This is a genomic window from Paenibacillus sp. NPDC101420 (assembly GCF_050277435.1).
In the GTDB taxonomy this organism is placed as follows: domain Bacteria; phylum Bacillota; class Bacilli; order Paenibacillales; family Paenibacillaceae; genus Paenibacillus_AQ.
Window position 1 is genome coordinate 1,261,410 of sequence record NZ_JBNNSE010000001.1, and the last position, 21,170, is coordinate 1,282,579.

Consider the following 21,170-nt stretch of genomic DNA (forward strand, 5'->3'; position numbering starts at 1 on the left):
TATAGTGGCACCAAAACAGGAGGAGATTCCTTGACAACAGCTAAATCTAGCAATAATTATATCCCTAAAACCCCACTTACTATTGAATGTAATGTAGAAAAAACACTTGAGGTATTGGGCGGAAAATGGGCTTTTCTCGTACTAAGGGAGTTATTCGACGGTACCCAACGCTTTGGAGCGCTTCAGCGAAAAATCACTAATGTCAGCCCTCGTGCTTTGACTAGTACTCTACGCCATTTAGAGGAACACGGTGTACTAGAACGCCATGTGTTTCCTACCGTCCCGGTAACAGTGGAATATTCTTTAACTCCAAAAGGTGAGGATTTGCATCAAATTTTGAAGGAAATGAAGCTGTGGTCCGCCAAATGGACGTAGCATAAATAATTGGTTGAAAAATGATCAAAATAGACCCGGGATCATCGTTCCCGGGTCTTCTTTGTTTTACTATAAGCTTAATATTTATCCACAACCGCGCCGAGTACTGCCGTATTTACATACGGTTTTCCTCTAAGGCTTTGCAGCTCCTTAGCAGTTCCTGTAACAACAACTCCCAATAGCTGTACGTCACTGGCATCCGGTGCCGCTTTATCCTTTTTCAAATAGTTCGAGATTCGCTCAAATTCTCCGTAATACTTGCCCTCTTTCTGAAGCCCATATGCTAGTGATTGTAAAAAATCCTCTGGTTTCGGTTTAAATAAGCCTTCCCAATTGACACCGTAACCGTATACTTGTCTCGCTGATTCCGGTAATGCATATTTATTCGGGCTGCTATCATTCGTAATAAACTCAAGCTTCTTTTTATTGTCATACGTATCTACCCAATACCACTTCTGTGTCAGCTCTGTTGGCAGCATCTTCTCTACTTCTGCTTGTGTATAGCTTTTATCAAACGAAACTGCCATTTCTACCAGCTTACCAGGTTCCATTTGTTCAAGTGCAGGTAGGTCATTCAACACCTTACCGTTATAATTCACCCCAGGTACATAGAACATCATTTCCCGCTGTCCATTTTGACTGTTATATCCTCGGTAATATTCATAATTTTGGCTTGTCATTATTGGATCAGGAACATTAATACTAGAGTATCCCCTGTAAAGTAGAGAAAAACGGCTGCTCATACTGAATTCCAGCTTTTTAGTATCCCACACGACAGGTACACCCTCAACAACCTTGTACGTACTCAGTTCAACTTTGCCCGATAAAAATCCTAAATCCAGCTCAGTTCTCAGCTCATGAAGATTAGGACTGCTAATTTCCATCATAATCCTCTCCTCATCCAGCCCACGCATCGCTAACCAGCTGGTCAGTTGAGAGATACCCAGCATGCCACCGAACAATACTATAATGGTCACGATCAGAGAAATGACCGTATTACGGATCATTGTTTTTCGTTTTGCTTTCTTAATTATTTTCGAAAGGTTTGGATCATCCTTTTGTTCCCATGGAGCCGTCATTCCGCTTCACCTCTGTATTTTTTTTGAAATTGCTTGCGGGCACGAAACAATGCCGATTTGACCGTATCCGTTGTAATCCCAAGGAGCTCAGCTATCTCCTGATAGGACAGCTCCAGCTCGTACTTCATAATAATGAGCTGTTTGTGGAGAGGAAGAAGCTCATCTAGTACACGTTCGATGTCCTCTCGTTTCTCTTTTAACAGCACATGATCCTCTGGCAGTTCCATGTCTGGAACATCCACATAATCAATAGGAATGACTATCCGTTTGCTGCGGCGGCACAGATCATAATAACGATTAATCGCTACTTTATATAGCCATGCACTGAATTTGTTCTCATCAATAGAATCGATATACAAAAGTGCCTTATATACCGTATCTTGTACGATATCCTCCGCGTCGGCTGCAGGTGCCCCGAGACGAATCAAGTATTTTTGGATTTCTTGCATTTTCGGTTGAAGTATCTGATGTAGCTGCCCGGGCTTCATCCTGCACCTCCCTTCGTATGTATAACGGTTAAGTTCTCGAAATGTTAGCTGAAAGTAGAAAAAACTTATAAAAGAAAAGTTTCGCAAAAAAATCCCCTTACCGCTAACAGTATATAGATACCGTATAGCGTAAAGGGGTGCTTTTTAAAAAATATTATTTATTCACTTATAGAAGATTCATTGATACTAGTAACATACGCCTTTTGAAATACCAAGTCCGTATCAAAATTTAGGCCAGATATGCAACTACACGCTCTTTAAACTCTGAAGAAGGAACCATGCCCAGCTCCGAACGATAAGCAATCTCGAATTTCTCATAGAGCCGTGCGATCTTATCCTTATTTCCGAGCCTAGCATATATATCAATCATTTGCTGGTTCATCTCTTCATGAAGAGGATATAAACCCAAGAACTTTTCTAATCGTTGCTCCGCTTTATGCCAATCCTGAGTAGCACAATCTCTGTCCACTAGCAATCGAGTCCAGGTTGTAAAATACTTGCAATAAGCTTCCTCCAGCGAAATCTTCCATAGATAAGGCTTTCCATCCAACAGGGGCCCCTGATATAAGAAACAAAGCCGCTCCATTTGAGTAGTGTTTTGTTTCCCTTCAGCCATTTCTAAATGAAACCTTTGATAATCAAGAGCATCATAACTTTCATTTCCGGTCTCCAGCATATAACCATCATTCATTTTACGGATTTCCATGCCGAAGCCCTTTTCTTTTAGCATTTTTTTCAAGAGGTAAATCGTATTATACAGGTTGGATGCCCCTCTCTCATCCTGCATATCTGGCCATAACAAATCAATTATTCTCCATTTACTGATATAACGACCTGCATTGCATAGAAAATATGCGAATAATTCCTCTGCTCTGCGCGTTCGAAAATGAATGGGCTTGCCTTCTGAATCACAAACTTCAAATCCGCCAAAACAGCGGATCATAGGCCCCGTTTTCTTTGGCTCTAGGATCACCGCAGGTCTCATTCGTTTAATAAGTCGTTCAGTGACCCTGTGGATCGCTTCGGGAGTTATTGGCTTAAGTATATAATCTAGTGCACTAACCTCGAACGCTTCCAGTGCATAATTCTTGTAGGCCGTTGTAAATACAATCTCCGGTTGATGCATTAGCTTCTGAATTCTGCTTGCCAGCTCAATACCATTCATCTTAGGCATTTCAACATCTATAAACACGACATCCGGTTGTAAATCAGGTATGCACTCCAGTGCCTCTAATGGATTTGAGAAGGCCCCGCTAATGGTATAATCTGGATTACGACCGATCAGTACCTTCATCAAATTCAAAATTGGCTTCTCATCTTCAACAATCACTACACGAATCATCGTGTTTCTCCCTCCATGCCCCCAAGGCTTGCTGGTAAATACATTGTTACTTTGGTCCCAAACCCAAGGTCGGAATGAATGGTTAGGGTAGCTCCGGGTATAGCGCCTAGACGCTTTCGAATGTTATGGATTCCAATACTGCCATCCGGCTGCTCGTCTCCGGTTAATTGATATAGCAAGTCATCTGGCATACCCACACCATCATCTTCGATGATAACTTTCATATAGTTACTACCTGCTTGAACCGTGAGCGAAACTCTGCCCTGACCCTCTTTTTCAAACAATCCATGTCTGATCGCATTTTCAACAAATGGCTGAATACATAAGGAAGGGATTTCAACAGAACGCAGACCCTCATCCATAAAAAAAATAAAATCAAACCGTTCTCCAAAACGCGCTTTTTCGATCTCCACGTAGGCTTGAATCAGCTCTAACTCCCGGTGCAAAGGAACAACTAAAGTGGAACGGTCCATATCGAGAATATAACGGATGTATTGACTTAACATGGATAACAAATAGGCGGCTTTCTCTCCATCTGTATAACAGAAAGAGATCACACTGCTCAGTGCATTATACAGAAAATGCGGTTTGATTTGCGCTTGATGAAAAGCATACTCATTTCGTATCGCTTCTTGTATCGATGTCTTCATTGCAATCAGCGTTTGAATTCTCGCAATCAGCGTTTCTCCATCAAATGGTTTAGTTATATAATCATTCGCCCCAGCCCTGAAGCCAAGCGCAATATCTGTTGGCGCGTCTTTTACTGTAGCAAACAAAATAGGTAAATCCAGAATGGAGTAACGCACCCGCAACGTTCGGCACAACTCAATTCCTGAAATCCCCGGCATCATGACATCTAATATAACTAGGTCCATATTAGGGTACTGCTCCATTTTGTCCATTGCTTCATTCGCTGAAAACGCCGTGATTACATTGTAATGATGCCGTCTTAAAATATTCAGCAGAATATGAATGTTAGAGGCCTCATCATCCACAATTAAGATCGTATATCCACTCTGATCCACTATATCAAGCGAGGTCTGCTCAAAATGCGCGTGCTGCCCCACCCCTGTAGCTGCTACTTCGCGGTAGCCTGGGATCCGCTCGATTTTGGGCAAGGTGAAGATCATTCGAGTGCCTTGACCAACCTCAGACCAATCCACCCGAATCTCACCGCCCATCCGCTCAATTAGCTTTCTGCTAATATACAGACCCACACCCATTCCTGTGTAACCATCTTGCGGAAGTGGTTTATCGACTTGTTCAAAATATTCAAATATGGCGGTATGCATATCAGGGGATATCCCAGTTCCTGAATCTTCCACCGTAACAGATACTGTACTTCCCTCTACATAAGCTTTTATGGTAATAAATCCTTTATCCGTATGCTTGATCGCATTGTGAACTAAATTGTACATGACTTGTCTTAATCGACTATCATCCGCAAGCACCCAAACATCGGGTTCCACCTGATTATCTAATCGCACAGATTTCCCTGCGAGCTCAAACTGCAACACATCAAATACAATTTGTGAAGCCACCCTTAGATCAACCACTGTCTGCTGTAGTCGTAATTCTCCATGCTTCAAAAGACTAACATCAATCAAATCCTGAATGAGCATAGACAGTTTTGTAGAAGTGTCCTTAATTAACCAAAGATTCTGTTTCTGTAATGGATACAGATTATCTTCGCCATCTTCTAATAAAAAGGATGTCATATTCATAATGCCATGCAGCGGAGTTTTGATCTCATGAGAAGTGTTCATCAGAAATTCATCTTTAAGCTGGTTCGAGATTAGCAACTGACGGGACAGCATTTCCGTCTTATCATAAGTGTTTGAGAATCGTACAGCTAACATAATATTGAAGAAAACAATAAAACCAATGACTCCGCATTTACCCACCAAATCGGTCTGCAGAACATTTTCAGAGTAAAGACTTACATCAAAGAAAAATATCAGGAGCGAAATCGCACCGCCAATGAACAAAAATAGTTCTTTTCGATCCGTCGTCTGGCTCTGGCTGCGAACATATAAATAGATCATTCTGACTATGATTACCACCATAACGATTCCAAGATAGGTTACAAATAGATACTTCATACGAATGTGTACACCATACGGGAGCACCAAAACCGATACAAGATATAGGACAAATGGAGACAACACAATCTTCATCCTCTTACTTGACATCAACCGGGACTCGACCGAGCAGTAAAACATAATAATGATAATCGAACCGACAAACTGGCTTATTTCCAATAGCTTGTAAGTTGATTCAAAAGGGAAATGGGGTAGTAACTGTTGAAATATCTTCTCTCCATATAGAGAATTGTTCAAAGAAAGAATAAGCAAATATAAACCGCTGAGCAAATAGGCCTTTTCTCTACGCCCAACGAAATAGAAGCTGAGATGATATGCTCCAAACATCCCCAGGATCAATATAATTCCAATGTCAGTACCCGTCTGAATACTGTTCAGTTTTGTAATATCCGTGTGCACGCCCAGTGGGATTGAATTCACGATCCCCCCAGTAATAAAGTTGAAGTTAGACACTTGAATTACAATTTCTATCTCTTGGGTATTAGATTGAAAAAATACCGTATACGGAGTATTCCCTGGTCTAAATGACTCACTTTCCGTCGAAGGAACCCCGTCCTCTCCTTCTTGCTTCCCATTGATAAACAACTTTTGAGACATACGGATACTTCTTATTTTCAAACCAAGAATCTCATCCGAATCTTTCACCAACACTTTAAGTCGATAGGTGCCAGCCCCTTTACGGTCCATTCCATCTTCTATGATCTTGCCTTTCCATGTGCCTGGGACAGATAGATATGTAGTATTCTTATCTATACTTTGCTGAATCTCAGATGGACTCAGTAATTTATTTTCATAAAACTCCCATTCTCCGTCTAGATCAACTAATCCCTGTTTCTCAAAGTCCCATCTCGACAAATCCAGTACGCCCTGCTTGGCCACCGGGGTATCTTGGTCCTGAATCGTTGGGGAAATAATACTTACTAATAGGGAAAAGGCAAGGATAAAAAACAACCCCATCCCAACTATTCCACGATATTTCATCGTCCTCAACCTTCAGGCTCCTCTCACCAGCGAGTAATTCTACCATTCTACTCCACTGCTCTCACAAAAATCTCTCAAAGTCCCGCCTGTAAGTCACTTCCAGACACTGTTTACCTATCCACCCCAAGCATCTCCAGCCCAAGCCGTACCCGAATGTCTTCGGCATTCTCTGTTAAATATAAGGCGTAAGCCTTTATAATCGGCGTGTCTAACTCACATTGAAGTTGAAATAGCTTCTGTTGATCGAGATAAGGTTGTGCTATAGATCGTGGTAGAAATCCAAAGCCTGCTCCTAGTAGCAGCATGTCCAGCATAATCATCGAGTGATCGGTCTGAAGTATAGGCACATAGCCGGCTCCAACGATACTAGTAAACCATTCCGGAAACAGACCTCCCCACTCTAAATGACAATACTCCCGCTGAAAAAAATCCTCCCTGCTTACAGGTGTTTCTCTTAATTGTGTGGAGACCAGAATAATCTCATCTTCAAACAGGAGATGTCTGGTCACCTTAGGATGTTCCGGCGGGTCATATTTAATCGCAACCTGGACTATTCCATCCAGCAAAAGATCACGTATCATATAGCTAGAATCAATATAACTTAGGAATTTGATAGCTACCTTGGGATGATCACGTCTAAATGAAAGAATATGCTGCAGGTAATAATAATGCCATACGGACCCTGGTCCACTCAAAATGATATAGTTCTCCAGTTCTTCGGATAGAGTCACCTTACTCTCTTCAAACAAACGAAGCATCCGCTCAGCATATGGAACAAAAGATATCCCTGCCTGCGTTAAACTAACATTCCGGTTATCACGTGTAAGGAGCACCTTGCCCACGGAGTTTTCTAAAGCTTTTATTCTTGCGGTAACGGCGGACTGGGAGATATGTAGATGTTCCGAGGCTTTGGTGAAATTTCGAATTCTGCATACCGCCAAAAAAGCTTCTAATTGAGATAAGTCCATGGATAACATCCTCTATCATTCAAAATATTAATGATTACGATCTATAAAATTCGTTATACAAATTATATGTATTCAGTTATGATTTCGCTATATTTTTAAACTTATAAGTGCTGGAGGAATTTATATGGTTAGCAATGTCAGAATCGAACAATTACTAACGATTGAAGAATCTATAGATGAGCTTTCAAAGCTTCTGATACAGGTTGTGGAGGATGGAGCCTCCATTGGTTTTTTACCACCCTTAGATCCGTCAGACTCTACATCATATTGGCACAATGTTTTGGCGCCCGATGTGATCCTTTTTGTCGCAACAATGAATGATATTATCGTGGGAAGTGTACAACTACATTTATGTACAAAAGCAAACGGAACGCATCGAGCCGAAATCGCAAAGCTAATGACACACCCTAATTATCGTCGTAATGGTATTGCTCGTTCTCTTATGGAAAAGGCTGAAGAAAGAGCTAAGCAGGAAGACCGGTCTTTAATAGTGCTTGATACAAGAGAAGGTGACCCTTCCAACCTCCTCTATACTTCAATGGGCTACATACAAGCTGGACGTATTCCGAGCTATGCGATATCAGCAAATGGTGAATTACATGCGACGATTTTTTATTATAAGGTTATTGGCTAGACATTTTGAACTTAAAAACATTCTAAAAGGAAGAGTGGCGAAGGGGAATCTTGAAACTGTAGGAGCGATAGCGCCCGCCTTTGCCTCCGGATTTCAACCGTGAAACACGGTATATAATCAAGAAATCTGGGGACAACAGCGGCCGGAAGTCCAAGCATTCACCGCAGTCACACAATTACCTTAATAGAAAAATCTTAAGTTCAACTAATATAGACATTTATAAAACACCAAGTTATAGTATTAACAGCACTTTTAATAACCATTTTCAAAAGTCTAGAGGTGATTAAAATAAACCAAATCGCAAACAATTCTATTCGTGTTAAAAAGATAAATCAGGAGCTTATCAAGCAAGCCTTGAAATCGATGAAAGAAGGAACCAAATCAACGATTGCAACCGCCACCGGGTTAAGTATTGCCACTTGCGGAAATATTCTGAATGAGCTTATGGAGACAGGTGAAGTCATTGAGACGGAGCTGGAGGCTTCGAATGGAGGCCGGCCGGCCCGAAGATTCATCTATAATGTCGATTTCTCCTACATCGCATGCATCTATGCCAAAATTGAAGATGGCCAACAATCCTTAACCTATGCATTAACAAATTCCGTTGGCGAACGTCTAGATGATGGATATATCAAGACTGAGAGTATTGACGCTACAACCATTGATCATTTAGTAGGCACACTAATTCAAGCCTATAACAACATCAAAGCCGTTGGTATTGGAATACCGGGACTGGTTCACCGAGGCGTCATCAATATTTGTGATATCAACACTTTAATTCACGCTCCCTTAGAGTCACTCCTCAGAGAGAAATACGAGGTTGAAGTCACAGTTGAAAATGACATGAATCTAACCGTTTACGGATTCTATAAACAGCAGGATTACGAAGAGGATAAGACCATCGTCGTGTTGACCTTTATCAAAGGTGCCTTTCCAGGTGCAGGGATGATGATCGACGGGCATATCCACAAAGGCAATACTAGATTCGCGGGCGAAGTCTCATTTTTACCGTTTGGAATCTCTCGTGACGAGCAATTCATTCGTTTGGGGCAGACAGAAACGTTTATCCCATTGGCAGCTCACACCATCGCTTCATTGACGGCAGTTATTAACCCCGAGACGATTGCGCTCACAGGTGAACAAGTTAGACAAGAGGATGTGCCACATATCTATCAAAGTTGTCTGGCATTCATTCCAGAAGAGCATATGCCTCATCTAATTGTGCTGGATCACCCTGATGATTATTACATGAACGGATTAATTGCGATCACGCTGGAAAGCTTGACCTATTCGTTGCAGCTGGTTGAGAAGCGGCGGTAAAACAACAAGGACTTCAGGAGGAATTACGAATGGCTACAAACAAAGAGAATATGATTGCAGGAAAGCTTTACATGGCTGGTGGAGAAGAATTAGCTAGGGATAGCAAAAGATCGAGAATGCTCACTCGTTTATTTAACAATACGACGGAAGAACAAGGCGAATATAGAGTAGAATTACTTAAGCAATTATTCGAGTCTACGGGTGAATCGTTGCATATTGAGCCACCTTTCCGCTGCGATTATGGCAGCAATATTACTGTCGGAAATAACTTTTACGCCAATTTCGACTGCATTATCCTGGACGTAGCAAAAGTAACGATAGGTGAGAATGTCCTCTTTGGACCTAGAGTAAGCGTATATACCGCTGGCCACCCTATAGATGCGGACGTTCGTATTAGTCTGCTCGAATTCGGTACACCGATTACCATTGGAAACAATGTCTGGGTTGGCGGAAATGCCGTTATCAATCCCGGGGTAAATATCGGCAACAATGTAATCATCGGCGCAGGCTCTGTCGTGACTAAAGATATACCTGACAATGTAATCGCAGTGGGGAATCCTTGCAGAGTGCTAAGAGAAATTACAGAGGACGATAAACAACACTGGGAGAAGCTTAAAGAAGAGTACTACAGAGACATCGAGCAATAAAGATACCCGATTCTGGAGGTTCTCACGTTGAAAAAGCGTTTTGGCGGATTTAATAAGGTTTATGCCATGCAATTGGCTACGATCTTTTTGGGGTTTATTGTGTTTGGGATATCGGAAAATATTAAAGGGCCAGCCATTCCAAGAATTCAGTTTGACTTCAGTCTGGACGAAAAGCAGCTGGGTACCCTTCTATCCCTAAACGCACTAGGTTATTTGATCGCCTGTTCCTTCACAGCTGTATTGGTTCGTAAGTGGGGGATCAAGGCTGTCAGTATTATCGCTTTCGCATCCATGATATTCTCTGGCGTTCTAATTTACATCTCCCATAGCTATCCCCTCTTCTCGGCTTCATACTTCCTGATGTATATCGGAAACGGAATGCTTGAGATTGGACTTGCCATTCTGGGAGCACGTATCTTCGTTAAAAATACCGGGACGATGATGAACTTATCCCATTTCTTTTACGGGTTTAGTTCCACGTTAGCTCCACTAATGGCAACAGGGCTGATGACAGTAAGTATATTCGGTCATACTCTGGATTGGCGCGGAATGTATCTAATAATGCTTAGCTTATCTTTACTGCCTATACTATTTGCCTTACGGAGTACTTTTCCAGGTGACGATCTTCCACATGAGGACCGTATTCCCTTAAAAACGCTTGTCCGTGACCCTGCTTTATGGCTAATGGTTCTTATCCTTTCCTTCGGAGTAGTGTCGGAGCTTGCTGTAGGCGGATGGCTCGTAAATTTCCTTGAAAAAGCATACCTGTGGGATACGGTTACTGCATCTGGGATGCTGTCTACCTTCTTTCTCTGCTTCTCGTTAGCAAGACTCCTGCTCGGACCCGTTACTGATAAGATTGGATTTAACCTATCGCTTATCATCTTTTCAGCCTTCTCTGCCCTGTGTACGTTTGCCGCAATTTTGGGTGGAGAAAAGCTCGCATTTCTATTTGCCGCTGCAGGAATCGGGATTGCGATGATTTATCCTACGGTTATGGCTTTTATCGCCAAAAGATATCCACATGGTAGCGACACCGCCATCACATTTACAGTCACGTTAATGGGAGTAGGTAGCGTAATTGGCAACTATGCTATAGGTGCTGTGATCGAAGGCGTGAAGCGGCTTTACGGTGCAGAGACGCAAATAGGTTTATTACGCGGACTTCAAGCCGGTTATGGTTTTATCGGATTATGTGCAGCGATATGCGCGATATCCGGTTGTATTCTATATCGTTATTTACATCGCCGCCAAGAACTTATCTAACCTCATCTATAATACTTAAAAAAACCTGTCGTTTTAATCGGCAGGTTTTTTGGATTTCAATTATAGCTTCCCTGTATGTGCTGCACCGAACGGCGAGCTAAGATCATCAGTTGATGGACTAAGCGATCCGCAGCCCACTCATCAGCTCCAGTATTTTTCTAACAATTTGCTCCTCTTCGTTGCACACCTTTTCCGTTGCCAATTCACCAAGCTCTGTGTGTTCTCCAACACATACCGAATGAGCGGAATGTCTAAACATTTCTATGTCGTTAGCATCGTTACCAAAAGCAATAAATTGCTGCATTTCTACGCCTAATTGTTGTAATCCTGTCCATTTATTTATACCTTTAGGGCTAATATCAATAATGTCCTCTTGACCATGTCTATAAATCACAACAGGTAGTCTATGTAATTGATCTAATAACTGTTCCCCGTTTAGGCTTCTCAAAATAACTACTTTCACAAGCTCATCCAGCTCAGATGGACTTACATTTTTGGCGCGTTGTTCTGGATCTACATTTCTTCGAATGGGATGATCATCAGAACCCGAGTATGCATAATCCCAGTGACTGTCAATCAAATAAGTGGCTTCAAATTCTTGAATCAAATTCAGTATGTTCTCCGCAGTCTGCGCGTCAAAATGTATGGTCGAAATCACCTCTCCACCCTTTGCAATAAACGCGCCATTCCCACCTACCATCGGATAATGGTGCATATGTGCAGGCAACACAGGCAATAAATCACGAATAGGCCGGGCTGACGCAAAAATAACCTCATGACCTTTTTCAATTAGAGTATCCAAGGCTTGTACGATTCGTATACTCAAAGGTTTGCCGCTAAAACATATGGTTCCATCTAAATCAAAAATAAATTTCATCGTCTATATCCTCCCCTTTTTCTCTATAATAACGAGTTCGTATATAATAGAAAGGACCGATGTCCAAAAAGGAGTACGCAATGAAAACTATTCAGGATCCAAATCTTATAGCACATTACATTACCCAATTTAATCTAAATCAAGTATTCACGACATCAAAACATGCTTTAATTCAGTTACGTGTCTATGAGCAGAATGAAATCATTTTGCATGAGGGCGATGAGCTGGACGGAATTTATTTTCAAGTGGAGGGGCGTACTAAGGTCTCTTCTAGTGTGGGAACGGGAAAATCCTTGGTATTACGGTTCTGCTCACCCTTGTCATTATTCGGGGACATTGAATACGTGCAGGAGGTTGTGGTCCAATCACAAGTGGAAGCCGTACTGCAAACCAACCTCTTATTTATCCCGAAACAAAAGGTTGAGTCTGACCTAATGGATAACCATAGCTTTAAAGACTTATTACTGAAACATCTCTCCTACAAGCTTCTAACCTGCACATCGGCATCCCGAACGAACTTGCTGGGCTCTGTAGAGGAACGGTTTGCAAGTTATTTATTAACCATTCAACTCCAACGTGAGTTTGGAAAAGAAATTCAGACGCCATATATCCCAGATATAGCCTCTTTGATCGGGACTACCCCCCGCCATTTAAACCGTGTCATTCAGCGGCTCACCGACATGGAGATCTTATATAAAGTTAAGCAAGAAATTGTAGTACTCGACTGGGATCGTTTGGATGAAATGTCTAACGGAATAAGATTTGAATAACCTAAAAGCCCATCATTTAATTCGGATAAAATGATCGATGTCATCATAACGGATATCGATCTTTTCTCCGTTTCTTTTGACAAGATTTATATACAGAGGAGCTGTATCAACACTTCCGCCACCAACTAATACATGGTAGTCATCATTGATTTCATATTTGCGGATGTACAAACCTGAACCGACGTCTTCAAAGGGATAACCTTCAAAATCCCTCCACGACAACGCCTCGCCTTGCTGAGCTAGATCCCGTACTTCATCCATGGACAATATCGCAGCTTTTTTATCATTACAGGCTGAAAGTATAATCGTCAAAGCAAACAATAACAGCATTATCAAGTTAGGCTTACTTCTCATTCATAAACCTCCCAACTCATATTTTGTTATTTATAGGAAAATATAAGGTAATAATATCATAGCTTAGACTAGATGTTAAAAAGGAGTAAAGCCCTTTGGGGGGTGCTTTACTCCTTTTGAAATCTTTAATTGGGAGGGATATTGAAAGCAGGATCGGCCCTATCACTTCCTATTATTAATGTGTAACCAATGCAAACTTTTCTTTTATCTTCACAGAAGTACCCGCCTGATTTATGACTTCTGTTGTTTCAGTTGTATTCGTAATGATGATCGGTGTAATAATGCTGAAGCCTTCACGGTGGATGCTTTCCAGATCAACTTCCATCAAGATGTCGCCTGCCTTCACCGTGTCACCCGGCTGAACCAAAGTATTGAAGTATTTACCTTTCAGCTTAACGGTATCTATACCCACATGGATTAGTACTTCTGTACCATCATGGCCAACAATGGCGATAGCATGCTTCGATTTAGCCAGGGTAGCAACTGTACCGCCAATAGGCGAAGCTACCTGCCCTAAAGAAGGCTCAAGCGCCAGTCCTTTGCCCATCGCCCCAATCGCAAACGCCTCATCCGGTACGGCTGAGAGCGGCAATACGCTACCTGTCATTGGACTGGACAACAATGTAGCATTAACCTTTTCTGTTTCGTCAGCACTGAGGGTTGCTTCATTGTTTACCCAATCCTGCACGGGCTTGTCACCGGACTCCGAAGCTGAAGCTGATACCAGCTTATCGTCCTCAACATCTTTGAAACCGAGTATGAGGCACAATAGAAATGCGGCGGCAAAGGAAATAACCATCATAATCACACCGTATATAATGTTTGAAGTTCCCCTCTCACCGGAAAAAGCAAGCAGAGCCATAAGGTTGTTCTGAGGTACATACAAGGTAACATGTACAATCCCAGCGAAGCAGCCCGCGATACCCGCTGAGATGGCGGCGGCAATCATCGGTTTCTTCAACTTCAAGGTTACACCATACAAGGCTGGTTCTGTGATGCCCATCATGGAAGAAATCCATGATGCCGAGGCCAGCTGCTTCATTGATTTGCTCTTAGAGCGAATGGCAACCGCCAGTGTAGCTCCACCCTGAGCAAGGTTCGCGCAGACCTGAGCCACCAGAATTAGGGCTTCCTGCCCCGTGGCTGCGAAGGCAGAGATAAAAATCGGTGTGAGCGCATGGTGCATCCCGGTCATAACAATGAACGGGAATGCTGCGGCGAGAAGAGCCACCATGACAAAACCGAGCGTACCTTGCATCAATTCAATCACATAAGCCAGTCCTTGACCGGCATAATTCCCCAGCGGTCCGACAACAATTAGGGCCAAAGGTGCGCTGATCAGCAGCAGCAGCGTTGGATTCAACAGAATTTTCAGCATATTAGGAACGATTCGGTCTATATATTTCTCAATATAGGACATCATCCATACTGTCAGCAGGACAGGAATGACTGAGGCTGCATAAATGACAGATGGAACCGTCATTCCTAGGAAGGATATCGGATCCTTGGAAGCCACCCAGGAAGAGAAGTTAGGATGGAGTAGAACACCAGCGACGATAACTGCAACTGAAGTATTCACTCTGAATTTCCGGGAAGCACTAACCGCTAATAGAATTGGCATGAAATAGAACGCAGCATCCCCGATAATATCCAAGATTCGATAGGTGTCTGCTTCTGGAGACATCAGATCGAAGGTGGTCAACAGTGACAGAATGACCTTGATCATCCCTGCAGCCGTTAAAGCCGGAATCATTGGTGTCATACAACCGGTAATCGTATCAATGATCCGGCCAAAGACTCCCTTGGTCTTGCCGTCCCCCGAAGGCTTGCCGGAACCGCTGTCATCAGCACTCTGCACATTAAGATCAATAATTTCTTTATAAACAGCATTTACTTCATTACCGATAATAACCTGATATTGGTCGGACGTTACGTTCACTCCCGCTACCGCTTCCATCCGGTTCAACTGTTCCTTGTCGGCTTTATCATTGTCTTTTAAACGGAACCGCAAGCGAGTCATGCAATGTTCCAGATCAATAATATTTCCCTTCCCACCGACCAGATGTATGATTTGTTCAGCAATTTGTTTGTAGTCTTTTTTCATATGCTCTTCCCCTTTAACCGTTTCCATTCGAACGTTTTGAAAATAACGGAGCCGCAAGTCCTCTTCCAGAGGACCGCCGCTTCCGTATACAGACACCTCTTTAGAGGCACTCGCCGCCTGATTCAATCACCTTTTTATACCAGTGGTAACTGGCTTTTTTATACCGTTTAAAAGTACCTTTGCCGTAGTCATCAGCGTCCACATAAATATATCCGTAACGTTTGGACATTTTGCCCTCACTTACACTGACCAAGTCGATGCAACCCCATGACATATAGCCAATTAGCTCTACTCCGTCCTGTTCCACGGCATCCTTCATGTTGCGTAAATGATCGGACAGGTATTCAATCCGGTAATCATCTTGAATATGAAAATCCTCATCCGGTTCATCAGCGATTCCAAGTCCATTCTCGACGATAAATAAAGGAATTCGGTAACGATCATACAATTGATTCATTGTTATACGAAGTCCAATCGGATCTATTTGCCAGACACTTCCACTAGGTGGTAGATATGGATTTTTTACCGTCTCAAAACCATTCGTACGACGAGTCTCCAGTCCTTCCGTGGATGCTGCCGTACAAGCGCTTGAGTAATAGCTGAAAGAGACAAAGTCTACGGTATTGTTCTTCAGGATTTCAAAATCCTCTGGTTCCGTGTGAATGTTGATCTTGTGCTTAGCAAAATACGGTGCGATATAATTTGGATATTTGCCGTATACCTGCACATCGGAGAAGAATAGTGTATGTTTGTCACTTTCCAGAGAAGCGAATACATCCTCCGGCTTGCATGTATAAGGATACGTTTTGCCAGCCGCTAACATACAACCGAACTGGATGCCCGGAACCATTTGCTTGCCTGCTTCCACTGTCAGAGCGTTAGCCAGAAGCTGATGATGCGCAGCCTGATATTTTTTCTCCAGCTTGTTATCAGCCGCTGTAAAGGTTAAGCCCCCTCCTATAAAAGGGATATGAAGGACCATATTCATCTCATTAAATGGAATCCAATATTTCACTCTGTGTCCAAATCGGCTGAGCAGTGTCTTGGCATAATTAACGTAAAAACCAACCACTAGGCGGTTTGCCCAGCCCCCATAATGCTCAACTAAATGCATCGGCAAGTCAAAGTGACTGATGGTAATCACTGGCTCAATGTTGTGTTTCTCTAGCTCGTCCAATATGCTCTCATAAAATGCGAGGCCTGACTCCAGCGCAATAGCTTCATCCCCATTCGGGAATAGTCGCGGCCAAGAGATGGAGAATCGGAATGCATTGATGCCCATTTCCGCCAGCATTGCGATATCCTCTTTGTAATGTTCTCGGAAATGAATCCCCGTATGGCTCGGATAATGTTGGCCCTCTTCTGTAAAAATATTATCTTCGTCCATCATTACGTCTTTCAAACGACGGTCATTCATGGGCAGAACATCGAAATTGGATAGACCTTTGCCATCCTCCAAATGCGCACCCTCGGTCTGGATAGCCGAAATAGCGCCACCCCACAGGAAATCTCGGGATAATTTCATAATAAACCTCCAAGTTGCTAACAGTTTGTAAATGCTCTCATTTATAAGCACCAACCTGTTTTCTTTTGTTGCATATGCCTATAATAAGGCTTGCTAGAAGAGAATGAATCCCTTGATTTCATCAAATTGTTCTCATATTTGGTCCTGTCCAAAGGCAACTTTGATGGTTGAGCTTTTATATTGCAGAGGAGCGATACCAATACTTTCCTTGAACAAACGATAGAAAGTCTTCGTGCTTCCGAAGCCTACCTTACCGGCAATCTCCGTCACAGGATCATCTTCATTGAGGAGAATCCACTTCGCCTTATCAATTCGGTATTCATTCAAAAAGGTAACAAAGGTTTTGCCGGTATGCTTCTTAAAGAATTTTGTGAAATACGATGGGGTGAAGCCTAGAATCTTGGCAGCATCCGCAAGTTTTATAGGATGGGTATAGTTTTTCTCCACATACTGAAAGACCATGGACAACTGCTCGAGAATTTCACGGGAATAAGGCTTATTACTGACCATACGCGGTTTAAAATGATCCAGTTCGCGATACATTACAGTGATCAGCTCACACAAAAGGCTTTTGATAGCATATGCGTAACCGATCTGTTGTTCCTTGCCTTCCTGGTATAGCTTAATTAATAACTGAACAATTTTCTTCTGAATATCCGGTCTCCAGAACGTGGAATACGGTTCAATTGAGGCAAACAGCTCCTCTAGTGTAAAAGGTGTGTTTTTCAGAACCATCACGTCCTGAAAAAAACTAAGGTCAAATTGGAAGACCAGCCGCTCACTTTTAGGTGAAGCCATCACATAATGAATATCTCCACCTTTGATGAAGACGAACTCATTTTCTTTTAGCTGCATCGGCTGGTCATTTACTCCAAGGTTCACTTTCCCTTTAACAATCCAGATAATTTCCATTTCCTTATGCCAATGTGGTGTAGTTAATATACTGCCATCGTTCTCAATACAGCGGTACGGAAAGGCTTTATCCAGTCGTGGGAATTCCAAATAAATGGCCATCTGATCATCTCTCTTACTTATTTAGTAGATTTATAATCTCATTTATATCGGACAAAGGCGAGTTTGGCTATTGAAGCTGTAACGTAAAAAGAGCTATCCAGTACCCAACCAGGGAAGCATGGACAGCAAATTTTAGGGATCGGTAATGATTCAATTTCTCTCATTTCGTAATTGCTCCACCGTCCCGACGAAACTGCTTGGGGGTCAAGCCAGTGTATTTTTTAAATAACTGTGTATAGTAACTTTGGCTGCAAAATTTAAACATCAAAGCGATTTCGGAAATAGACTGATTTGTGTGAATAAGGATCGACTGCGATTCCTCAATTCTACGCCGGTTGATAAATTCTGTGAGCGGCATACCCGTTTCACGCTTGAAGCGGTCGGACAAATAACTGGGATGCACACCAACATGCCGGGAGATCAGGCTAAGGTTCAAATCTTGAAACAAATGCTCGCGTATAAAATATACGGATAGATTGACAATATGTGAATAATGAAGGTTCTCCTTCTGCTGGCGCATCACTGTAATGAATTGCAGGACCATTTCATATTCGTATCGATGAAGTGCCTCAAGCTCTGTCGTAGCTTCAACCGAACGGATGAACGTATCACTCAGCTGAAAAGCTGTCTCAGGGTCAACACCACCCCGGATAATCGCACGTGTAAACAAGGTGCAGGATGCAATCATAGCGTTTTTCTTGGAGCGCAGCGGATATCGGGCTAGCGTAGCAGCTTCCATTGCGTTAATTCTATGCAGTGCTTCCAGTGCCCGGTTCTCGTCACCAAGTCGGATAGCTTCCAAAAGCTCTTGTTCATAATCCAGCGGAGGATGAACAAATCCCTCTGACAGATCCACAGAACGTGTGGACCAATATTCCGGTAGTTTATGTTGTCCTTTAAGTTGATCCATACTTGTTACCTCACCTAAAAATTTTGATAATATCCTAAATAATTTAGTATAATTCTAGCCCTTTCGGACTTAAAATTCAATTCATAACCATCAAGGGAGGAAACATAAGCATGAGCTGGAGCATTGCCAATCAGGGATTGTCGGCAGATACCCTACTGAATTTGGAAAGTATTTTTGCGCTGGGGAATGGATATTTGGGCGTGCGTGGCAATTTTGAAGAAGGGTATTCCGATAAAGAAATCCGCAGTATCCGCGGAACGTATTTAAACGCCTTTCACGATGTAATTGACATTCCCTATGGGGAGAAGCTATTCGCCTTCCCTGGTACACAGCAAAAATTGGTTAATATTATAGATTCCCAAGGGATAAATATTTATGTAGGCGAAGATATGGAGCCATTTGCACTTACAGCAGAGAATGTCCTCGCCTATGAGCGTAACCTCCATCTGGACAAGGGGTACTCGGAGCGTGAAATCCACTGGAAATCCCCCTCCGGTAAAGAACTCAAGCTGCATTTCCGTAGACTCGTTTCTTTCACTACCCGTGAACTTTTTGCCATTCATCTGACTGTTGAGCCTATCAATTTCACCGGTCCAATCCGGGTTGTCTCTCGTGTAAATGGCGATGTTAGTAACTATACTAACCCGAATGACCCGCGTGTAGCTGCAGGACATTCCAAACGCCTGAGCGTAGTAGCGTGCGAAGCTCGGGGTGAATATGTATGCCTGGAGAACGTGACGATGGCTTCGGCCCTGCGGACCTCCTGTGTTACCCGGCATGAATGGGAAGGTGACTGGCAGGTTGAAACTCAGGCTGGAGAAACCGATGCTACAGTGACGGCAACCGCCTCCTTGTCTGGGCCACTATCACTGACCAAATGGAATGTCTATACCGATACACTACGACATGAACAAATGCTTGTAGATACCGGTATTCAGGTACAGGAATCATTGAAGCACCTCTCCTTTGAAGACATGCTGGAACAGCAGGAGCATTATTTGGCTGACTTCTGGAAGCGTTCCGATGTAGTCATCGAGAACGACTTGTCGCTTCAGGAAGGTATACGTTTCAACCTTTATCAGCTGCTGCAATCAGCCGGACGAGACGCGCATAGCAACATCTCCGCTAAAGGCTTATCCGGTGAAGGGTACGAAGGCCATTATTTCTGGGACACGGAGATTTATATGTTCCCTGTGTTCCTAATGACTTCGCCTGATTTGGCCCGGCAGCTCCTATTGTACCGGTATTCCAAGCTGGAGGAGGCAAGGGAACGTGCTAAAGAAATGGGCCACGCCCAAGGTGCATTGTTCCCATGGCGGACGATTTCAGGTACGGAATGTTCCTCCTTCTTCCCCTCCGGCACAGCTCAATATCATATCAGCGCCGATGTAGCCTACAGCTATATCCAATACCATCTAGCGGAAGAAGATGACGACTTCTTGCTCCAATACGGCGCCGAGGTGCTATTTGAGACAGCACGGCTTTGGATGGAGATCGGTCATTACTACGAAGGTAAGTTTCACATCGATGAAGTGACTGGACCGGACGAATACACATGTCTTGTGAACAACAACTATTACACCAATGTAATGGCCAAACATAATTTAAAATGGGCCGCACGCAGTTTTGCGAGGCTTCAAGAATATGACGAGGCTGCATTCCAAGCTTTGTGTGTGCGCCTGCATGTAACTGGACCAGAAGCAGATAGCTGGCTGAAGGCGGCGAATGCCATGCTGCTTCCTTATGACGAGAAGCTAGGCATTAACCCGCAGGATGATACTTTTTTACGCAAAGCAGTCTGGGATTTCGAGAATACACCACCGGAGAAACATCCGCTGCTGCTGCATTACCACCCGCTTACCCTGTACCGTTATCAAGTCTGCAAGCAAGCGGATACCGTACTGGCTCATTACTTGCTGGAAGACGAGCAGTCGCAAGAAACGATTCGCAAGTCGTATGATTATTATGAGCAAATCACTACCCATGACTCTTCTCTGTCCTCTTGCATATTTAGCATCATGGCCTCGAAAATCGGATACAAGGACAAGGCGTATAACTACTTTATCGAGACTGCACGACTGGATCTCGATAATACACACGGCAACACCAAAGACGGATTACATCTCGCTAATATGGGTGGAACGTGGATGGCCATTGTGTACGGTTTTGCCGGAACTCGTCTTAAGGAAAACGGCCTATCGCTCGCTCCGTCCCTACCTGCGGACTGGCAGAAATATAACTTCCGCCTCACCTTCCGCGGACGTCTCATTGCTGTAACCATTCGCGAGGAAGGCGTGGAGCTTGAATTGCTAGAGGGTGAAGCCCTTGAACTTACGCTCTACGGCCAATCGGTAACTCTGGGCAACGAGAAGCCGGTAACTCAGGCGCTGCAAGCCTAATTCATAAGGAGCGAA

The 21,170-nt window shown here is 43.2% G+C and carries 18 protein-coding genes; 7 read left to right on the forward strand and 11 right to left on the reverse strand.

Annotated features, from left to right (window positions below; translation table 11 throughout):
- Window positions 1–30 precede the first annotated feature (30 nt).
- Window positions 31–375, forward strand: a complete 345-nt coding sequence (locus ACQKMP_RS05655; RefSeq protein ID WP_042186450.1) for a winged helix-turn-helix transcriptional regulator — start codon at window positions 31–33, stop codon at window positions 373–375.
- Window positions 376–452: 77 nt separating this feature from the next.
- Here the strand turns inward: ACQKMP_RS05655 and ACQKMP_RS05660 are convergent, their stop codons facing one another.
- The 5 genes from ACQKMP_RS05660 to ACQKMP_RS05680 all read right to left on the reverse strand — a co-directional run bounded on the left by ACQKMP_RS05660 (window position 453) and on the right by ACQKMP_RS05680 (window position 7,335).
- Window positions 453–1,454: an anti-sigma factor gene (locus tag ACQKMP_RS05660; protein ID WP_339246538.1), complete on the reverse strand. Its 1,002-nt coding sequence runs from the start codon at window positions 1,452–1,454 to the stop codon at window positions 453–455.
- Window positions 1,451–1,942 (reverse strand): RNA polymerase sigma factor, encoded by a 492-nt coding sequence (locus ACQKMP_RS05665; protein WP_339246535.1) that lies wholly within the window; start codon window positions 1,940–1,942, stop codon window positions 1,451–1,453. The genes ACQKMP_RS05660 and ACQKMP_RS05665 overlap by 4 nt, the downstream gene beginning before the upstream one ends.
- Window positions 1,943–2,171: 229 nt before the next feature.
- Window positions 2,172–3,284, reverse strand: coding sequence for a response regulator (locus tag ACQKMP_RS05670; RefSeq protein ID WP_427468981.1), 1,113 nt, complete (start codon window positions 3,282–3,284; stop codon window positions 2,172–2,174).
- A complete protein-coding gene (locus ACQKMP_RS05675; RefSeq protein WP_339248491.1) occupies window positions 3,281–6,367 on the reverse strand; it encodes a sensor histidine kinase in 3,087 nt (1,028 codons plus the stop codon). The genes ACQKMP_RS05670 and ACQKMP_RS05675 overlap by 4 nt, the downstream gene beginning before the upstream one ends.
- Before the next feature lie 110 nt (window positions 6,368–6,477).
- Window positions 6,478–7,335, reverse strand: a complete 858-nt coding sequence (locus ACQKMP_RS05680; protein ID WP_427468982.1) for a LysR family transcriptional regulator — start codon at window positions 7,333–7,335, stop codon at window positions 6,478–6,480.
- 124 nt (window positions 7,336–7,459) lie between these two features.
- Here ACQKMP_RS05680 and ACQKMP_RS05685 point away from each other — a divergent pair, with 124 nt between their 5' ends.
- The 4 genes from ACQKMP_RS05685 (at window position 7,460) to ACQKMP_RS05700 (ending at window position 11,202) form a co-directional block, all read left to right on the forward strand.
- The gene (locus ACQKMP_RS05685) at window positions 7,460–7,969 is read left to right on the forward strand and encodes a GNAT family N-acetyltransferase (protein ID WP_427468983.1); all 510 of its coding nucleotides are present in this window, start codon (window positions 7,460–7,462) and stop codon (window positions 7,967–7,969) included.
- 363 nt (window positions 7,970–8,332) lie between these two features.
- Window positions 8,333–9,289 (forward strand): ROK family protein, encoded by a 957-nt coding sequence (locus ACQKMP_RS05690; protein ID WP_427469215.1) that lies wholly within the window; start codon window positions 8,333–8,335, stop codon window positions 9,287–9,289.
- Window positions 9,290–9,318: 29 nt separating this feature from the next.
- Window positions 9,319–9,936 (forward strand): sugar O-acetyltransferase, encoded by a 618-nt coding sequence (locus ACQKMP_RS05695; RefSeq protein ID WP_042186427.1) that lies wholly within the window; start codon window positions 9,319–9,321, stop codon window positions 9,934–9,936.
- Window positions 9,937–10,002: 66 nt separating this feature from the next.
- Window positions 10,003–11,202: an MFS transporter gene (locus tag ACQKMP_RS05700; RefSeq protein ID WP_042193534.1), complete on the forward strand. Its 1,200-nt coding sequence runs from the start codon at window positions 10,003–10,005 to the stop codon at window positions 11,200–11,202.
- A 118-nt stretch (window positions 11,203–11,320) separates the two neighbouring features.
- On the opposite strand, the gene ACQKMP_RS05705 is transcribed toward ACQKMP_RS05700, so the two are convergent.
- Window positions 11,321–12,079: an HAD-IIB family hydrolase gene (locus tag ACQKMP_RS05705; protein WP_427468984.1), complete on the reverse strand. Its 759-nt coding sequence runs from the start codon at window positions 12,077–12,079 to the stop codon at window positions 11,321–11,323.
- Between the two features lie 80 nt (window positions 12,080–12,159).
- On the opposite strand from ACQKMP_RS05705, the gene ACQKMP_RS05710 reads away from it, so the two are divergent.
- Complete coding sequence (locus tag ACQKMP_RS05710; protein WP_339246521.1) at window positions 12,160–12,849, forward strand: Crp/Fnr family transcriptional regulator; 690 nt, start codon at window positions 12,160–12,162, stop codon at window positions 12,847–12,849.
- A gap of 12 nt (window positions 12,850–12,861) precedes the next feature.
- On the opposite strand, the gene ACQKMP_RS05715 is transcribed toward ACQKMP_RS05710, so the two are convergent.
- The 5 genes from ACQKMP_RS05715 to ACQKMP_RS05735 all read right to left on the reverse strand — a co-directional run bounded on the left by ACQKMP_RS05715 (window position 12,862) and on the right by ACQKMP_RS05735 (window position 18,756).
- Window positions 12,862–13,203, reverse strand: coding sequence for a hypothetical protein (locus ACQKMP_RS05715; protein ID WP_427468985.1), 342 nt, complete (start codon window positions 13,201–13,203; stop codon window positions 12,862–12,864).
- A gap of 175 nt (window positions 13,204–13,378) precedes the next feature.
- Complete coding sequence (locus ACQKMP_RS05720; RefSeq protein WP_427468986.1) at window positions 13,379–15,433, reverse strand: beta-glucoside-specific PTS transporter subunit IIABC; 2,055 nt, start codon at window positions 15,431–15,433, stop codon at window positions 13,379–13,381.
- Complete coding sequence (locus tag ACQKMP_RS05725; protein WP_427468987.1) at window positions 15,408–16,832, reverse strand: family 1 glycosylhydrolase; 1,425 nt, start codon at window positions 16,830–16,832, stop codon at window positions 15,408–15,410. The genes ACQKMP_RS05720 and ACQKMP_RS05725 overlap by 26 nt, the downstream gene beginning before the upstream one ends.
- Window positions 16,833–16,964: 132 nt before the next feature.
- Entirely contained in the window at window positions 16,965–17,846 is an 882-nt protein-coding gene (locus tag ACQKMP_RS05730) for an AraC family transcriptional regulator (protein WP_427468988.1), read from the reverse strand.
- A 160-nt stretch (window positions 17,847–18,006) separates the two neighbouring features.
- Window positions 18,007–18,756 (reverse strand): AraC family transcriptional regulator, encoded by a 750-nt coding sequence (locus ACQKMP_RS05735; RefSeq protein WP_427468989.1) that lies wholly within the window; start codon window positions 18,754–18,756, stop codon window positions 18,007–18,009.
- Between the two features lie 110 nt (window positions 18,757–18,866).
- Here ACQKMP_RS05735 and ACQKMP_RS05740 point away from each other — a divergent pair, with 110 nt between their 5' ends.
- The gene (locus tag ACQKMP_RS05740; RefSeq protein WP_427468990.1) at window positions 18,867–21,155 is read left to right on the forward strand and encodes a glycoside hydrolase family 65 protein; all 2,289 of its coding nucleotides are present in this window, start codon (window positions 18,867–18,869) and stop codon (window positions 21,153–21,155) included.
- Window positions 21,156–21,170: the final 15 nt, after the last annotated feature.

Bases quoted from the DNA above. Each gene is read 5' to 3' on its own strand.
- ACQKMP_RS05660 (WP_339246538.1), bottom strand. From the start codon at position 1,454: ATGACGGCTCCATGGGAACAAAAGGATGATCCAAACCTTTCGAAAATA.
- ACQKMP_RS05665 (WP_339246535.1), bottom strand. From the start codon at position 1,942: ATGAAGCCCGGGCAGCTACATCAGATACTTCAACCGAAAATGCAAGAA.
- ACQKMP_RS05670 (WP_427468981.1), bottom strand. From the start codon at position 3,284: ATGATTCGTGTAGTGATTGTTGAAGATGAGAAGCCAATTTTGAATTTG.
- ACQKMP_RS05675 (WP_339248491.1), bottom strand. From the start codon at position 6,367: ATGAAATATCGTGGAATAGTTGGGATGGGGTTGTTTTTTATCCTTGCC.
- ACQKMP_RS05680 (WP_427468982.1), bottom strand. From the start codon at position 7,335: ATGGACTTATCTCAATTAGAAGCTTTTTTGGCGGTATGCAGAATTCGA.
- ACQKMP_RS05685 (WP_427468983.1), top strand. From the start codon at position 7,460: ATGGTTAGCAATGTCAGAATCGAACAATTACTAACGATTGAAGAATCT.
- ACQKMP_RS05690 (WP_427469215.1), top strand. From the start codon at position 8,333: ATGAAAGAAGGAACCAAATCAACGATTGCAACCGCCACCGGGTTAAGT.
- ACQKMP_RS05695 (WP_042186427.1), top strand. From the start codon at position 9,319: ATGGCTACAAACAAAGAGAATATGATTGCAGGAAAGCTTTACATGGCT.
- ACQKMP_RS05700 (WP_042193534.1), top strand. From the start codon at position 10,003: ATGCAATTGGCTACGATCTTTTTGGGGTTTATTGTGTTTGGGATATCG.
- ACQKMP_RS05705 (WP_427468984.1), bottom strand. From the start codon at position 12,079: ATGAAATTTATTTTTGATTTAGATGGAACCATATGTTTTAGCGGCAAA.
- ACQKMP_RS05710 (WP_339246521.1), top strand. From the start codon at position 12,160: ATGAAAACTATTCAGGATCCAAATCTTATAGCACATTACATTACCCAA.
- ACQKMP_RS05715 (WP_427468985.1), bottom strand. From the start codon at position 13,203: ATGAGAAGTAAGCCTAACTTGATAATGCTGTTATTGTTTGCTTTGACG.
- ACQKMP_RS05725 (WP_427468987.1), bottom strand. From the start codon at position 16,832: ATGAAATTATCCCGAGATTTCCTGTGGGGTGGCGCTATTTCGGCTATC.
- ACQKMP_RS05730 (WP_427468988.1), bottom strand. From the start codon at position 17,846: ATGGCCATTTATTTGGAATTCCCACGACTGGATAAAGCCTTTCCGTAC.
- ACQKMP_RS05735 (WP_427468989.1), bottom strand. From the start codon at position 18,756: ATGGATCAACTTAAAGGACAACATAAACTACCGGAATATTGGTCCACA.
- ACQKMP_RS05740 (WP_427468990.1), top strand. From the start codon at position 18,867: ATGAGCTGGAGCATTGCCAATCAGGGATTGTCGGCAGATACCCTACTG.